The organism is Xanthomonas axonopodis pv. maculifoliigardeniae, from assembly GCF_041519315.1.
Classification (GTDB): Bacteria; Pseudomonadota; Gammaproteobacteria; order Xanthomonadales; family Xanthomonadaceae; genus Xanthomonas; species Xanthomonas euvesicatoria.
On record NZ_CP167998.1, the window covers coordinates 585,766 to 601,367 of the forward strand.

12 protein-coding genes and 2 other RNA genes are annotated in these 15,602 nt (G+C 66.9%); 6 read left to right on the forward strand and 8 right to left on the reverse strand.

Annotated features, from left to right (window positions below):
• The first annotated feature begins 308 nt into the window (after positions 1-308).
• Both ACDH77_RS02570 and ACDH77_RS02575 read left to right on the forward strand, forming a co-directional pair.
• Complete coding sequence (locus ACDH77_RS02570) at positions 309-1,238, forward strand: hypothetical protein (RefSeq protein ID WP_011346206.1); 930 nt, start codon at positions 309-311, stop codon at positions 1,236-1,238.
• A complete protein-coding gene (locus tag ACDH77_RS02575; RefSeq protein ID WP_372353707.1) occupies positions 1,235-1,600 on the forward strand; it encodes a hypothetical protein in 366 nt (121 codons plus the stop codon). The genes ACDH77_RS02570 and ACDH77_RS02575 overlap by 4 nt, the downstream gene beginning before the upstream one ends.
• A 369-nt stretch (positions 1,601-1,969) precedes the next feature.
• On the opposite strand, the gene accC is transcribed toward ACDH77_RS02575, so the two are convergent.
• From accC to cutA, 6 genes are all read right to left on the reverse strand, one after another.
• Positions 1,970-3,337, reverse strand: a complete 1,368-nt coding sequence (gene accC / locus ACDH77_RS02580; protein WP_008571860.1) for an acetyl-CoA carboxylase biotin carboxylase subunit — start codon at positions 3,335-3,337, stop codon at positions 1,970-1,972.
• The gene (locus ACDH77_RS02585) at positions 3,327-3,704 is read right to left on the reverse strand and encodes a four helix bundle protein (protein WP_235658053.1); all 378 of its coding nucleotides are present in this window, start codon (positions 3,702-3,704) and stop codon (positions 3,327-3,329) included. The genes accC and ACDH77_RS02585 overlap by 11 nt, the downstream gene beginning before the upstream one ends.
• Positions 3,705-3,781: 77 nt before the next feature.
• Positions 3,782-4,270, reverse strand: a complete 489-nt coding sequence (gene accB, locus ACDH77_RS02590) for an acetyl-CoA carboxylase biotin carboxyl carrier protein (protein WP_008571858.1) — start codon at positions 4,268-4,270, stop codon at positions 3,782-3,784.
• A gap of 96 nt (positions 4,271-4,366) precedes the next feature.
• Positions 4,367-4,813, reverse strand: coding sequence for a type II 3-dehydroquinate dehydratase (gene aroQ / locus ACDH77_RS02595; protein WP_218493015.1), 447 nt, complete (start codon positions 4,811-4,813; stop codon positions 4,367-4,369).
• Positions 4,814-5,657: 844 nt separating this feature from the next.
• A complete protein-coding gene (locus tag ACDH77_RS02600; RefSeq protein WP_372353708.1) occupies positions 5,658-7,973 on the reverse strand; it encodes a protein-disulfide reductase DsbD family protein in 2,316 nt (771 codons plus the stop codon).
• Positions 7,974-7,978: 5 nt separating this feature from the next.
• Entirely contained in the window at positions 7,979-8,311 is a 333-nt protein-coding gene (cutA, locus tag ACDH77_RS02605; protein ID WP_008571855.1) for a divalent-cation tolerance protein CutA, read from the reverse strand.
• Between the two features lie 384 nt (positions 8,312-8,695).
• On the opposite strand from cutA, the gene ACDH77_RS02610 reads away from it, so the two are divergent.
• Positions 8,696-8,770: non-coding RNA, sX9 sRNA (locus ACDH77_RS02610), on the forward strand.
• Between the two features lie 4 nt (positions 8,771-8,774).
• Here the strand turns inward: ACDH77_RS02610 and ACDH77_RS02615 are convergent.
• Positions 8,775-10,565 (reverse strand): endonuclease, encoded by a 1,791-nt coding sequence (locus ACDH77_RS02615; protein WP_372353709.1) that lies wholly within the window; start codon positions 10,563-10,565, stop codon positions 8,775-8,777.
• A gap of 140 nt (positions 10,566-10,705) precedes the next feature.
• On the opposite strand from ACDH77_RS02615, the gene ACDH77_RS02620 reads away from it, so the two are divergent.
• The 3 genes from ACDH77_RS02620 (at position 10,706) to groL (ending at position 13,037) form a co-directional block, all read left to right on the forward strand.
• Positions 10,706-10,775, forward strand: a non-coding RNA gene (locus ACDH77_RS02620) — sX9 sRNA.
• 198 nt (positions 10,776-10,973) lie between these two features.
• A complete protein-coding gene (locus ACDH77_RS02625; protein ID WP_003483210.1) occupies positions 10,974-11,261 on the forward strand; it encodes a co-chaperone GroES in 288 nt (95 codons plus the stop codon).
• 135 nt (positions 11,262-11,396) lie between these two features.
• The gene (gene groL, locus ACDH77_RS02630; protein WP_011346211.1) at positions 11,397-13,037 is read left to right on the forward strand and encodes a chaperonin GroEL; all 1,641 of its coding nucleotides are present in this window, start codon (positions 11,397-11,399) and stop codon (positions 13,035-13,037) included.
• Between the two features lie 113 nt (positions 13,038-13,150).
• Here the strand turns inward: groL and xopX are convergent, their stop codons facing one another.
• A complete protein-coding gene (gene xopX / locus ACDH77_RS02635; RefSeq protein ID WP_372353710.1) occupies positions 13,151-15,244 on the reverse strand; it encodes a XopX family type III secretion system effector in 2,094 nt (697 codons plus the stop codon).
• Positions 15,245-15,602: the final 358 nt, after the last annotated feature.

Consider the following 15,602-nt stretch of genomic DNA (forward strand, 5'->3'; position numbering starts at 1 on the left):
ATCGATGCCGCATCCGGCAATCGGCAACCGATCAACTCAACCGCAAGCCACACGCAGCTGAGCAACACCGACACCACACCAACACCCAACACGCAGCACGGCACGGCAAACACCACAGCGCAGCACACCGCACAACCGAACGCATGCAGCGCGCCACTCACGTGCAGTCCGTTCAGGCCGTGACGCATGTCGCTCCCTTCCCGCCACCTCCACTGGCAGCGTCTGCTTGGCGGCGGCTGTGCGCGTGGGTGGGTGCTAGACTCCGCGCCGTCGCTGCGGGTGGTTCCGCAGCAGGGTCGCCGCCATCCATGCCGCTTGCTCGTGCCCGCCATCTCTGGCTGCTGCTCGCTCCCGCTGCGCTTGCGGCGGCCGCGTGGTGGCATGTGCGCGCGCAACCGGCCGAGCGTGATGTTGACCGCGCAGTGCCGGTTGCTGCAGAGGCGGCGCCGGTCAGCGCTGCCACACCGCAGCTGCACGCGGCCGCCGAGCACGGCGCCGCGTTGCAGCTGCCGCATCGCGATGCGGTGGAAGCGCAGCCGGATCTGTATCGCTACGCGCAGCAATTGCAGCAGCAGGTGCGTGCCGGCGACGCACAGGCCGGGTGGCGGTTGAGCCGTGTCTACGATTACTGCGCGCCCTATGCGGCCAGCCCGTCCGGCTATGCCGCCGATAGCGCATGGATCGCCGCGCAACGCACGCCGGGAGTGGCAGCGATGCATGCCGCACGCGAGCGCCTGGCGCAGCGTTGCGCCGGCTTCGCCCCCACCGACGGGCTGAGTCCGCGCATGGTTGCGCAGCAACGCCTGGCCGCGGCGCGCGCCGGCAGCCTGGCCGCCGAGGCCGCCATGCTGGCGTTGGGCGAACCGTTGCACGCATCGCCCGGCTACAAGCGCGCGCTGGTGCAACGCGTGCTGGCCTCGCGCGATCCCGAGGCCTACCTGGCCCTGGCCCCGGCGATGGGCGCGCGGGCCAGCGGCGATGACAGCCTGCAAGGCTATGTGGCCGGCGATCAGTTCGCCGAGCTGGCCTGGCAAGTGGCTGCGTGCCGGCTCGGGCTCGATTGCAGTGCCAGCAGCACCTTGGTCACCAGTTATTGCGCCAACGCGGGCATCTGCTCGCGCGACAGCGCACAGGATTTCGTGTCCTTCGTATTCGATGCCGCGGTGCCGCGGCAGGGAGCAGACAGGGTGGATGAGATGGTCGATACATTGGTCTCCGATGCGGGAGCGCAGTCATGAATTACCGTCGGTTGGCGCACGGCGCCAAGTTCTGGTTATGGGTGGCGTTGTTCGTGGCGTATTCGGCGGCGGCAGTGAGCATCGTGATGATCGATACCGCCGATCACCGGTACCAGCCGCTGTCGGTCAAATCCACCAGCGTCACCGCCGACGAACAGCAGCGACGGCGGGGCGCAAGCCAGGTCGCTGCGGTCTACCGCGCCAGCAGTGCCATGCCGTTTTCCACCTTGCCGGCCGGCTCCACCTTCCAGGTGGTGTGGCCGGACGGCTCCACCGAAACCATGACCGTGGTCGACCCGTCATCGGCCAGCGGCATCGTGCCGGTGCCCGGCAGCCAGCAGGCGCCTGCACCGCGGCGGTGAGGGGTGCGGCGCGTTACATATCGACACGGCCGCAGCCGCTGCGTCTCCGGTAGCGCAGGCGGCGAAGGCGGCTAGGTGCGGCTGCAGCTTCAGTCATTCTCATGTGTGCAGACTACTTAGGGTCTGCAGATCGGATCCGGCGCTGGCTTGCGCCATCCGGGCGTCGAACCCTCGGGCTCTGTAGGAGCGCACCCGGGCGCGACAGGGCTTTATCGGTAAGCCCGGTCGCGCCCAGGTGCGCTCCTACGCATAGACTGGCCGGCTACAGGGTTGGCGGCGCGACGCAGTGTCGGCGCGATGCACCGGGGAACAACGAAAAAGCCCGGTTTCCCGGGCTTTTTTGCTTCATCGATACCGCGGCAAGTGCGATCAGGTCAGCGCGATCGACTTGTTCTTGCGCTCGGCCAGGCGCTTTTCCAGGTAGTGGATGTTCTGCCCACCGGCCTGGAAGCCCTTGTCGCGCATGATGCGCTGCTGCAGCGGGATGTTGGTCTTGATGCCGTCCACCACCATCTCGCTCAGCGCCACGCGCATGCGCGCAATCGCGGTTTCGCGATCGGGGCCATGCACGATCAGCTTGCCGATCATCGAGTCGTAGTTCGGCGGCACCTTGTAGCCGCTGTAGATGTGCGTATCCACACGCACGCCAGGGCCGCCTGGCGGATGGAAGGCGGTGATCAGGCCCGGGTTGGGCATGAAGGTTTCCGGATCCTCGGCGTTGATGCGGCATTCGATCGCATGCCCGCGCAGCACGATGTCGCTTTGCTTGATGCTCAGCTTGTGGCCGGCGGCGATGCGCAGCTGCTCGCACACCAGGTCGATGCCGGTGATGCGCTCGGTGACTGGATGCTCCACCTGGATACGCGTGTTCATTTCGATGAAGTAAAAACGCCCGTTCTCGAACAGGAATTCGAAGGTGCCTGCGCCGCGGTAGCCGATGCGGATGCAGGCGTCCACGCAGACCTTGCCGATCTCGTTGCGCAGTTCTTCGGTGATGCCCGGTGCCGGCGCTTCTTCCACCACCTTCTGGTGGCGACGCTGCATCGAGCAATCGCGTTCGCCCAGATGGATCGCACCGCCCTGGCCGTCGGCAAGCACCTGGATTTCCACGTGGCGCGGATTTTCCAGGAACTTCTCCATGTAGACCTGATCGTTGCTGAAGGCGGCCTTGGCTTCGGACTTGGTGGTTTCGATGGCAGCCTTCAGCGCAGCCTCCGAATGCACCACGCGCATGCCGCGTCCGCCGCCGCCGCCGGCCGCCTTGATGATCACCGGGTAGCCGATTTCGCGCGCGACCTTGGTGTTGGCGACGATGTCATCGCCCAGCGGGCCACCCGAGCCGGGCACGCACGGTACGCCGGCGGCCTTCATGGCGCGGATCGCTTCCACCTTGTCGCCCATCAGGCGAATGGTGTCGGCCTTGGGGCCGATGAAGATGAAGCCGGATTGCTCCACGCGCTCGGCGAAATCGGCGTTTTCCGACAGGAAACCGTAGCCGGGGTGGATGGCCTGCGCATCGGTGACCTCGGCCGCGGCGATCAACGCCGGAATGTTGAGGTAACTGTCGCTGGAGGCGGCCGGGCCGATACACACCGACTCATCGGCCATGGCCACGTGCTTGAGGTTACGGTCGACCGTGGAATGCACCGCGACCGTGCGGATGCCGAGCGTGTGGCACGCGCGCAGGATGCGCAGCGCGATTTCACCTCGGTTGGCGATGACGACTTTATCGAGCATGGGATTGGGGATTCGGGATTGGGGATTCGTAAAAGGCGCTGGGTTCGCGGAGATGTCGCGACTTGTCCAACGAGCGGATCAATGCGTTGAGCTTGGCAAACGTGCGATTCAGCAAGTCGGCAATTGCCGCATCGGGCGATGCGAACTGCAGTCGTGTTGCGATCTGCAGCTGCGTGTCCAGCTCCGCCAACGAGCCACGCGCCATCGAGAGATAGCGCAGGTACTCGGCCGTGGAGCGATGTGCAGCTCCTTCGGCAATGTTGGATGGAATGCTGATCGCGGCGCGGCGCATCTGTGCCGTCAGCCCAAAGCGTTCGGAATCAGGAAAGTCGTGGCTCAGGCGATAGATCGCTTCGACGAGCGACATCGCGTCGCGCCACACCGTCAGGCGCTCGTGTGGTCGCTCTTGCGAATCCCGAATCACGATTCCCGAATCCCGGCGCTTCAGCCAATCACAAACAACGGCTGGTCGAATTCCACCGGCTGGCCGGTTTCGCCGAGGATGGCGACGATGGTGCCGGAGGCGTCGGCTTCGATGGGGTTGAACATCTTCATTGCCTCGATGATCGCCAGGGTATCGCCGACCTTGACCTGCTGACCGACGGTGACGAACGCCGGCTTGTCCGGGGAGGGCGAGGTGTAGAACGTGCCGACCATCGGGGCGCGCAGCACGTGGCCTTCCGGCAGTGCGGCGGCCTGCTTGGCGCCGCCGGTGGAGGCTTCGGTGGGCGATTGCATCGGCATGGTGGCCGCGGCGGCCGGCGCCTGGACGGGGGCCGGCGCGTACTGCTGCTGCACCGGGGCGCTCAGCATGGCCGCGCCCTTGGGTACGCGCGCCAGGCGCACGCTTTCTTCGCCTTCCTTGATCTCGATTTCGGCGAGATTGGATTCTTCGAGCAGGTCGATCAGTTTCTTGATTTTGCGGAGATCCATAAGGGCCTCTGGAAGTGAAACGGTGGGGAGTGCCGGCGGATGCCGGCGGAATGGGATCAGGACGCCGGCGCGCTGGCCGAGGTCATGCGGCAGGGGTCATGCGTCGCGCTCCAGGCGCGCGATCACCGCTTCCAGCGCCAGCCGGTAGCTGTCGGCGCCGAAGCCGCAGATCACCCCGTCGGCCTTGTCGCTGAGATAGCTGTGGTGCCGGAACGGCTCGCGCGCGTGCGGGTTGGACAGATGAATTTCCACGAACGGCAGCCCCACGCCCAGCAGCGCATCGCGCAGCGCCACCGAGGTATGGGTGAAGGCGGCCGGGTTGATCAGGATGTAGACGGTGCCGTCCTCGCGCGCGGCGTGGATGCGCTCCACCAGCACGTGCTCGGCATTGGACTGCAGGCAGTGCAGCACGTGCCCGGCCGCCTGCGCGCGGTCCACCAGGGCCGCGTCGATCTGCGCCAGCGTGGTACGCCCGTAGACCTCCGGCTCGCGGGTGCCGAGCAGGTTGAGGTTGGGGCCATGCAACAGCAGCAGATGGGCCATGGGATCCGGAAGAGCGGAAAGGCCGGAAGTCTGCGCGATGTCGCCGATGCTGTCCAGTTCGACGAACTTAGGTCTGTTTAAAACGATTGTTTTAAATTTCGAATGGTTTGGGCGGTGGCTAATGGCGGCGGGCAATGGCGTGTCGGAGGTCATCGTGCCGGCCTTGAATCGCCCGGACCGCTGCGAGCGGAACCGGCAGCCGGCCGTGCGCATCCGGAGCGCAGCGTTTGCGCCTGACGCGATGGAGACAGCCGTCCCGGCCGGTTACGCGGCAACAACTGCTGGCGGCATCCTCTCCTGTCGGGCGTCGGAATGTTGTGCCGGCGGCAGCAATTCGGTGAGTGCCCGGCTTGTTCATGGCAAGGGCGCAGGAGGTGACGCTGCGGCGGCCGCGATCTGCGTTTTGTGCGGAGATGCAGGCTCCCAACAACGTGGCGTCGGGCCGGACCGGCCGGCGTGCCAGATGAAGGGCGATCAGCGCGATCGACCCCCTCTGCTGCCTCGCTTCCTGCAGCTTCCCGCCGTGCAGGCCGCGGCCACGGTCGCCTGCTGCGCATCGCATGCATCAAGGCGTTGGAGGTGCCAGGGGCACCGAACAGGCGAGGCCGCGCGCAGCCTGACGCCACCTGACGCCACCTATGCGCATGCCAACATCGGCCGGTCAGGTCTGCAGGGCGCCGGCAGCGCGGGGCGTGCAGACCCCGGCCAGGAGGGGCCGAACCCGTGCTTGGACCTGTCGCAACACGCCTGTGGCACGGGTGTCGGCCTACACGGTTCGCAAAATCTTCGGCCTGGCCCGCCAACAGACGGCCGCCCAGGCCACCGGCCGCAGCGAAGGCGCGCCTTACCGCGCAGCGCGCAGCAAGGCGTCTTCGGTAATCGCGCCGGTCAGCACGGTCGGCAGGATCGCCGGCGGGGCGCCGGGGCCGTAGACCACGTACAGCGGCACGCCGACGGCCTGGTGCTGGTCCAGGAAGGTGCTGATGGCGGGGTCGACATTGGTCCAGTCGCCCTTCATGTAGACCGCATCGACGCGGCGCAACGCGTCGCGGAATTCGGCGCTGCTCAGCACGTTCTTTTCGTTGGCCTTGCAGGTCACGCACCAATCGGCGGTCATGTTGACGAAGACCACGCGGTTGTCGGCACGCAGGCGGTCCAGCAACTGCGGCGAGAACGCCACCACGCCCTCGGCCGCGGTGGCCGCCGGCAGGCTCAGGCGCGTGACCGCGACCACCGGCACCAGGGCCAGCACCAGCATCGTCGTGGCCAGGCCCATGCCCAGGCGGTGGCTCTTCCAGCGGCTGCGCTCGAAGCACCACAGCCCCAGGGCCAGCAGGGTGGCGCCCACCAGCATCAAGGCCAGCGCATCCACGCCGCGCTGCTTGCCCAAGACCCACAGCAGCCAGATCGCGGTGAGATACATGGGGAACGCCAGCACCTGCTTGAGCGTTTCCATCCACGCTCCGGGGGTGGGCAGGCGCCGCGCCAGCGAAGGCACGAAGCCGATCAGCAGGAACGGCAGCGCCAGGCCCAGGCCCAGCACCAGGAATACCAGCATCGCCAGCAGTGCGGGCGCGGTGAAGGCGTAGGCCAGTGCCGTGCCCATGAACGGCGCGATGCAGGGGCTGGCGACCACGCAGGCCAGCACGCCGGTGAAGAAGTCGCCCAGCGGCCCGTTGCGCGCGGCCAGCGACTGGCCGATGCCGCCCAGGTTGGTGCCCAAGGTGAACACGCCCGACAGGCTCAGCCCCACCGCGAACATCAGATACGCCAGCGCCGCGACGAACCACGGCTGCTGCAGCTGGAAGCCCCAGCCGGCGGCCTGCCCGGCGGCGCGCAAGCCGATCACCAGGCCACCGATGGCGGCAAAGGACACCAGCACGCCCAGCGAATACCAGATGGCATGGCTGCGCGCGTGGCTGCGGCTCTCGCCGCTGTGCGCCAGGCCCAGCACCTTCAGCGACAGGATCGGCAGCACGCAGGGCATCAGGTTCAGCACCAACCCGCCAAGCAGGGCCAGCACCAGCATGCCCAGCAGGCCCTTGTCGGCATGCGGCGGCGGCGTGCGCTCCGGGTTGCCGGCCGAGGCATCGGCGACCGGGACGGCCGTGCTGGCGGCCGGCGCCGGCTCGACCGGTGCCTGACCGGCGGCCAGCGGCGAAATCATCAACGGCGCGGCCTGCGCCTGGTTCTGCGGCGACACGGTGCCGGCCGGTACATCCAGGGCGACGCGGCGGGTCATCGGCGGATAGCAGATCCCGTCGGTCTGGCAGCCCTGGAAGGTGGCCACCAGGGTCACGTGGGCCGGGTCAGGGTGGTCGCGCAGCAGCGGCAAGGTCACTTCGGCCTGGTCGAAATACACCACCACATCGCCGAAGTGTTCGTCGCGGTGCGCCTTGCCTTGCGGCCAGCGCGGCAGCCCGGTGCGCACGCCGCTGGCGCCTTCCAGGGCCAGCGAGGTGCGGTCGCGGTAGATGTAATAGCCCGGCGCCGGGGTGAAGCGCAGCAGCAGGCTGTTGCCGTCGCCGACGATGGCTTCGAAATTGAACGCCTGCTCGGCCGGCAGCGGCAACGCGTCCACCCCGGCGGTCTGGCCGGGGGCGCCGAACAGGCGCGGGGCGGCGTTGCGTGGCACCAGCGCGCCCAGGTTCTCGCGTGGCGCAGCGGTGGCCTGCGCCCCGGTGGCATCGGCCGCGGGCAGGTCGAGGCGGATTTCGCGCCGCTGCGGTGGATAGCACACGCCGGCATCGGCGCAGCCCTGGTACTGCACCTGCAGGACGGCGGTCTGCACTGCCGGGTCGGCCTTGCCGGCCAGGGTGGCCTGCAGTTGCTTGCGGTAGGTCTGCACCTGGCCGAAGAACTCGTCGTGCTTGCTCTCGCCTTCCGGCAGCGCCAGTTCGCCCGCGGCAAACCCCTTTCCGGCCTTGACGCTGATGCGGTGGCGATACAGGTAGTAGCCCGGTGCGATCTTCCAGTGCAGCGCGATGCGGTCGCGGCTGTCGGCGGTGGCACTCAGCGCGAAGGCCTGGTCCACCGGCAGCAGGTCGGCTTCGGTTACGGCGGCCTGCGCGGGGGCGGGCGCCAGTACCGCCAGCGGCGCGGCGAGCAAGGGGGCGGCCAAGAGCGCGCAGCGGGCGATCCAGCGGGACAGAGACTTCATGGACGTCAGAATTCCTTGCGGGTTTCGGCCCGGACCCAATCGAGATACGCCGGCAGCCCGGCGCTGGCTTGGACAGCGACCGCCTCCGGCAGTTCATACGGATGCAAGGCCTGCAGCCGCGCGATGGCGTCGGGCAGGCAGTCGTCCCAGGTCTTGATCAGCAACTGCACCTCGGTGCTGCGCTCGATCGCGCCCTTCCAGCGGTACAGCGATTGCACGCCGGGCAATAGGGTGACGCAGGCGGCCAGCCGTTCGTCGAGCAAGGCCTGCGCAATGCGCTCGGCGCTGTCTGTATCCGGGCAGGTGCTCACTAACAAATGGAGGGAAGGTGCGCTCATGGACCCGGCAGTGTAATCCCCTGTTTGCGGGGGATCGACCGCCGATTCCGGAACAAGACGTTAACTTCGTGGCCCGGGTGAGATGGCGTGCTCAAGCGATCCTGCGGTCAGCACGCGGCGCCTTGGGTGGTTCCGGGTTTGCTTGCGCCCTGCCGTGCACGGCAAGGCGGCTACCCGGGTTCGGTCAATGGGGATCAATGCCGTGGCGCCTGCCGGCAACGCACGCCGTCTGTACAGACGCCCGGCGTCACCGGTTGGGGCAAGGCGCCCGGCGCGATCTGCTCCGGGCCCCGCGCCTCACCCGCCCGGCCGGTGCAGCCCAGGCCAACAGGCAACACGGTTGCGCTTGCCGCCAGGCGGGTGCGGGCGGGACCCGGAAGCGGCATGTACCATGCGTACAGTGCGGTTCCGAGCGTGCCGTTTACCCCGCCTGGCGACTGCGCGCGACGTGCGCGAGCCGGTCTTAGTTGGCCAGCTGGCAACTGGCCGGCTTGGCCGAGTTGAACAGGCTGGCGGTGGCCCATTCGGGGTGATCCACGAACGGGTTGCGGTTGCCCTGGAAGCTGAAGATCACCTCGTTGCGGGCGCGCTCGGCATCGTCCGGCGGGTCGGCCTGATGCCAGGCCAGCAGGGTGGAGAGCAGGCCCATGTAGGCCGGCGAGGCCGCGGTCTGCACGATCTTGCTGCGGTCGTCGGTCAGCTCCAGGTCCGGCTCGGATTGTCCGGTGGCCGCATCCAGCCCGCCTTCATAGCGGATGGCCATGTACATCACCGCGCGCGCCATGTCGCCCTTGCGCCGGCCCCACACCTCGAAGGTGCCGCTGTTGCCGTCGGGCGTGCGGACCCAGTTGGAATTGCCCGGATATCGCCCGCTGCCGCCGCCACTGCCGTCGTTGACCTCGGTCGCCCGCTCGCCGCAGCTGCTGGTGCAGGTGGCATAGGGCTTGTTGCCGCGGTCTGCGTTGAAGCTGGTGTCGGTCAGGTACAGCATGTGGGTGTCGGTATAGGGCGCGTACGGCAGGCCGCGGTCGCCGGTGGCGCTGCCAAAGCCCAGCGAGTTGGGCCAGGTGTGCTCGCGGTTGTAGGTGAGCCCGCTGCCGGTGCCGGCGCGGTCGCTGACCTTGGCGTAGCTGCGGTTGCGGTAGGCGTCCAGGATGCGGCCGCTGTTGTTGGGATCCTCGTCGGCCATTTCCAGGATGGTCCAGGTGCTGGTGCCGCTGCCGCTGTACGGGTAGACCGTGTGCCCCTTGATGGTGGCGTGCAACGAGCAGCGCAGCTGGCTGGCGCTGGCGGTATTGACCCGCGCGTAGTACCCGGTGCCGCCGCCGCTGGCGGTGGCCACGGTGAAGGCGATGGACTGGTTGGCGGCCGGGCTCAGGCCGCTGGCATCGCGGATGGCGCTGGCGGTGATGGCCAGCGTGCAGCGCTCGCCGCCGACCAGGGCGGTGTTGGTGGACAGGGTGAAGCGGGTGCCGCTGGTCGGGTACGTCAGCGCCACGTTGCCGGAGCTGGCGCAGCTCAGCGCAAACGCACCGCTGCCCAGCGTCACCGCTTCGCTGAAACCCACGGCCAGATCGCCGGCAGCCGGAAAGCCGGTGGCGCCTTGCGTTGGTGTGGTGCTGCTGATGGTGGGAGCACCGGTACTTCCACCGCCGTCGCTGCCGGTGAAGGTCTGGCCGCGGTTGCAGGCGCCGAAGGTCTGTGCCGCCGAGCCGGCCCAGCTGAAGTTGGCCGCGCTGCTGCCGGTACCGGTCAATTGCAGCGAACTGCCGACCGCGGTGCTGTTGCTCTCGCTCACCGGCAGGTTCTGGCTGGTCACGCCGGCCGCCGGGCCGCCGCTGCCGGTGATGGCGCCTTCATAACTGAGGAACTGCACCAGCTGCCCGTTGGGGTCGACCAGCGCCACGCCGTCGTTGGGGCCGTTCTGCACGCCGTTGCTGGCATAGCTCACCGTGGCCATACGCACCTGGCTGCCGCAGCTGACCACCGTGCCGGCCGGCACCGTCGTATTGGCGTACACCACTGCCGCACTGGGGCTGTTGCCGTTGTACAGATAGATGCGGTAACCGCTCAGCGATTCGCCGGCAGTGGCCACCACTTCCACACCCTCGCCGCTGTCGCCGGAGGCGCCCGCGTCGTCGTAGTGCAGTTCGTTGATGAAGACCGCCGCATTGGCGGAGGTGGCACCGAGCGCGAACGCGCAGGCCAGGGGAAGGGTGCAACGCAGGGACACGAAACGGGACGGCAACCTCATCGACAGCTCCTTGTGATCGGGGAATGCGTTCCCGACTGTAAGGCGCGCGCATGACAGGCGATGGAACCTGGTTCCATTTCTAGAGCATTGGACCAGACCGCTATACGCCTGCCAGGTGGGCGCGCCCGGTGCCCGTGGGCATGGACCCCATTCCGGTTCCCCAGCGACGTCCGCGCCCACCTGACAACCGCTCGCTCCGTTTTGTCGGCTGCCCTCGGCGGTTCGGAGAGAAGCGGTCGGCGAAAAATTTTTGCCGCCAGCCCTTGAAAGCCGCCCGCGCAGCACAATCTCTGGCCCGCACCCGCTTGTCGGGTTTTTTCCGCGCGCTGTGCTGGCAGTCGTCATGTGCGAGTGCTAACATCGCCGATAATTTCCAGGCCAATCAAACACTTAAGAGGTCTTCTCTCTATGAGCATCAAGCCGCTTCACGACCGCGTTGTAGTCAAGCCGATCGAAGCCGACGAAGTTTCCGCCGGCGGCATCGTGATTCCGGACTCCGCCAAGGAAAAGTCCACCAAGGGTGAAGTCGTCGCGATCGGCGCCGGCAAGCCGCTGGACAACGGCAGCCTGCGCGCGCCGGTGGTCAAGGTTGGCGACAAGGTCATCTACGGCCAGTACGCCGGCAGCAGCTACAAGTCCGAAGGCGTCGAGTACAAGGTGCTGCGCGAAGACGACATCCTGGCCGTCATCGGCTGATAGCCGTTGCCGGCGGGATTCGGGAGTCGAGATTCGGGATTGGTCACCGCGGCTTGCCGCACCAATCCGCCTCTCCTCCGGATCCCGCTCTAGCCAATCCCCAATCCCCAATCTCAAATCCCGGAGTAACAACCAATGGCTGCTAAAGACATTCGTTTCGGTGAAGACGCACGTACCCGCATGGTTCGTGGCGTCAACGTGCTTGCCAATGCCGTGAAGGCCACCCTGGGCCCGAAGGGCCGCAACGTCGTGCTCGAGAAGAGCTTCGGCGCGCCGACCATCACCAAGGACGGCGTTTCCGTCGCCAAGGAAATCGAACTGGCCGACAAGTTCGAGAACATGGGCGCGCAGATGGTCAAGGAAGTCGCGTCCAAGACCAACGACAACGCCGGCGACGGCACCACCACCGCCACCGTGCTGGCCCAGGCCCTGATCCGCGAAGGCGCCAAGGCCGTGGCCGCCGGCATGAACCCGATGGACCTCAAGCGTGGTATCGACCAGGCCGTCAAGGCTGCGGTCGTCGAGCTGAAGAACATCTCCAAGCCCACCACCGACGACAAGGCGATTGCCCAGGTCGGCACCATCTCGGCCAACTCGGACGAGTCGATCGGCAACATCATTGCCGAAGCGATGAAGAAGGTCGGCAAGGAAGGCGTGATCACCGTTGAAGAAGGCTCGGGCCTGGAAAACGAGCTGGACGTGGTCGAGGGCATGCAGTTCGACCGCGGCTACCTCTCCCCGTACTTCATCAACAACCAGCAGAGCCAGTCGGCCGACCTGGACGACCCGTTCATCCTGCTGCACGACAAGAAGATCTCCAACGTGCGTGACCTGCTGCCCGTGCTGGAAGGCGTGGCCAAGGCCGGCAAGCCGCTGCTGATCGTCGCCGAAGAAGTCGAAGGCGAAGCGCTGGCGACCCTGGTGGTCAACACCATCCGCGGCATCGTCAAGGTCGTGGCCGTCAAGGCGCCGGGCTTCGGCGACCGTCGCAAGGCGATGCTGGAAGACATGGCCGTGCTGACCGGCGGTACCGTGATCTCCGAGGAAGTGGGCCTGGCGCTTGAGAAGGCGACCATCAAGGACCTGGGCCGCGCCAAGAAGGTGCAGGTCTCCAAGGAAAACACCACCATCATCGACGGCGCCGGCGACACCGCGGCGATCGAATCGCGCGTGGGCCAGATCAAGACCCAGATCGAAGACACCTCGTCCGATTACGACCGTGAGAAGCTGCAGGAGCGCGTGGCCAAGCTGGCCGGTGGCGTTGCAGTGATCAAGGTCGGCGCCTCGACCGAAATCGAAATGAAGGAAAAGAAGGCACGCGTCGAAGACGCCCTGCACGCCACCCGTGCAGCCGTCGAAGAAGGCGTGGTCCCGGGCGGCGGCGTGGCCCTGGTGCGTGCGCTGGTGGCCGTGGGCGAGCTCAAGGGCGCCAACGAAGACCAGACCCACGGCATCCAGATCGCCCTGCGCGCCATGGAAGCCCCGCTGCGCGAGATCGTGGCCAATGCCGGCGAAGAGCCGTCCGTGATCCTGAACAAGGTCAAGGAAGGCAGCGGCAACTACGGCTACAACGCCGCCAACGGCGAGTTCGGCGACATGGTCGAATTCGGCATCCTGGACCCGACCAAGGTGACCCGTTCGGCACTGCAGAACGCCGCCTCGATCGCCGGCCTGATGATCACCACCGAAGCCATGGTGGCCGATGCGCCGAAGAAGGACGAGCCGGCGATGCCGGCCGGCGGCGGCATGGGCGGCATGGGCGGCATGGATTTCTGATCCACGCCACTTCGGCTGTTGCAGCAAAAAAAACCCCGCCCAACGGCGGGGTTTTTTTATGCGCGTCGCTTGCGCAGGCACGCGGCAGTTGCCGATGACCGGCGGCCGTACCGTCAGGACGAAGGTGCAGTGCTGGCTGCGGCCTGATCCGGCGACGGATGGGTGCGCGCAGGCGAGCGTTGCTCAGGCGATGCGCTGGCTGCGGCGAGCGCCTCCTCCTCGTTTGCCTCGGTGATCTCGGTGATGGTGACGCTGCTGGCGGGCCTGGTCTGCGCGCCGGCGTCCTCGATCCCCTGCAGGGCGCTATCGGCAACGGTCTGCGCGTACTCCTGCGCCTGTTCCGGCGACAGGCTTTGCACATATCTGGCGGTGTCCTGCACGTGCTGGATGAGTTCCTCGGGCGAGGACGGCATGCGGGTTGCGAGCGCGGTACCGTCGGGCCCCCTGAAGACACGCATGATCTGACCGCCGCCCCAGTTCATCGCCAGCTCTGCGCCACGCGCCATGGGGCCGGGCATGGTCATCGACATCAGCGACATGATCGCGCCGGCGTAGTAGGGCGATGAGGACGAGGCTTCGATCAGGCTCTTGTCTGCGAAGGTCTTGGACAATTTCTCCACGCCCAGGGCCAGCGCCATGACCAGGCTGCCGGAGCACATGGCCTTGAAGCGTTCCATGGCGTCCTGACGGGTCGCATGTGCGTTGACCGCCGATTGCATCATCACCGCCGTCACCACGACCGAGTCGGCCAACAGATCCACCGTGCCGATGCGATCGGGCTGGATCAGGTAGACCGTCAGCCCGGTCACTCCGGCTCCCAGCAATGCCAATGCCAACTTGGGGGCGATGTCGTGGTTGGTCACCTGGCGCGGGAGGGTGGCTGGCTGGTCCTGGTCCACTTGTAGCGCAGCGCTCAGCCGCTTGCTGCATCGGTCCAGCGTCTCCAGCAGGTGCGTGCACTGGGCATTGAGCGTGCGGGTCAGCTCGCGCCCTTGGCTTGGGTCGGTGAAGTCGCGACGTGCCTGTTGAAACGCTTCCCGGCCGTGCTCCAGAGCGGCGCAGATCTCGTTGAGTTGCGTGCGCAGTTGCGTGCTGACCTGACCGGGCGTCAGGCGTGCACGCAACCGCTGCGCCTGGCTCTGAAAGCCGGCGTTTTCTGCAATGCCGGCGCCCAGATGCGACAGCTTGTGCTGCAGCCGGTTGCCAAGCACGTTGAGGCTGTTCCAAAGGAAGGGCGTCAGCACCATCGCCGCGCATGCCGTCGATGCGGCCGCGGCAAATCCCAGGTTGTTTTCCACTGCTTCGGCTTGGTGCCGCATGGAGGGGGTGCCGAATTTCTTGGGCAGTTCGGTGGTGAGAAACAATCCGTTGAGCAGAACGGAATAGAAGTGCATTTCGTTGGCGTCGCGCCCCAGCTGCCCGCCCATCAGCGGGAACGGAAGCCCGTCGGCGGTGGGGCGCAGTGCAGATGCCGAGAGCGTCATCACGCCCTTGGTTGCCGCGGCGATGGAATAGGCGAAGGTCTTGGCCTGGTTGCCCAGCAACGGACTGGGGACCATCAGTGGCCAGAGATTGACCAGGTTGGCCAGCGACTTGAGCGCCCGCCCGGTCGCAGGTGTGCCGTGCTCCAGCGGCTGCAGGGCGTCTTCCACGGCCTTGATGTCGCCGAGCAACTGCTGCCTGAAGCGTGCTTCCAGGCCGGTTGCCGCTTCGATGGCATCGCGCAGCTGCGTGATCTGTTGGCGGCACGCGGCCAGAGTGTGCGGGGCGCTCTGTTCCGGGTCGGTGTGACGCACCATCTGCAGGAATGCGGGATCGTCCGCATGGATCTGCAGCATGGTGCGCAGGTCCGCCAGCGACCAGAGATTGGACGCCCCCTTCGATACCGCAGCGTAAGCCTGCTGAACGCCGCTTGCCAATGCGGCGTTTGCGCGTGCGGCAAGTGTTGCGGCGGTGGACGGGCCGGAGGCGCGTTCGGGTGAGTGGGCCTGCGGTTCGGGGTCGTGCGAAGGCACCGGCGAAGCGCCGTGCTCGGAGTCGGCGCTGGATGCGCGCGAACGGCTGCGCGGAGTGAGCGCAGCCAGGCTGGGGTGGAGCGGGGTTTGCGTCGGCGATGTGGCGTCGGCGACGGGGGCATTGTCGGTATGGATGTCGTGCAATGGCGCCAGAGAAGAGGGGCCTGCGGTTTGCTGTTTCTTGATCTCCATGGTGGGTTTCCTTGATGAGGGGGAGCGGCCAGCGCGTACTGGCTGGCGCGCCTGCATCATTCGAACAAGCCTGCCCGGCCGGCCTAACGCGATGCGAACTACTGCGTTGCAGGAAGAACCAACCAGGCAGGACGATGGCAACTTGTGATCGCATGACCTGTTGCCAGCTGCGCAGGGTCGAGTGCGCTGGGAGCGCAATCATCGCAGTGAGGGCAGCCCCAGCCTGCCGGATAGTCGATCGCCGTCACACTCCGCAACCATCTGTTGACACCGATGTCATCGCAGCCTTAGCGTCGCTGGGCAGACGTTTGCGCCGAGCGGTCGGGGGGCCATCGGACAAGGGGCAGCGGTGCACGCA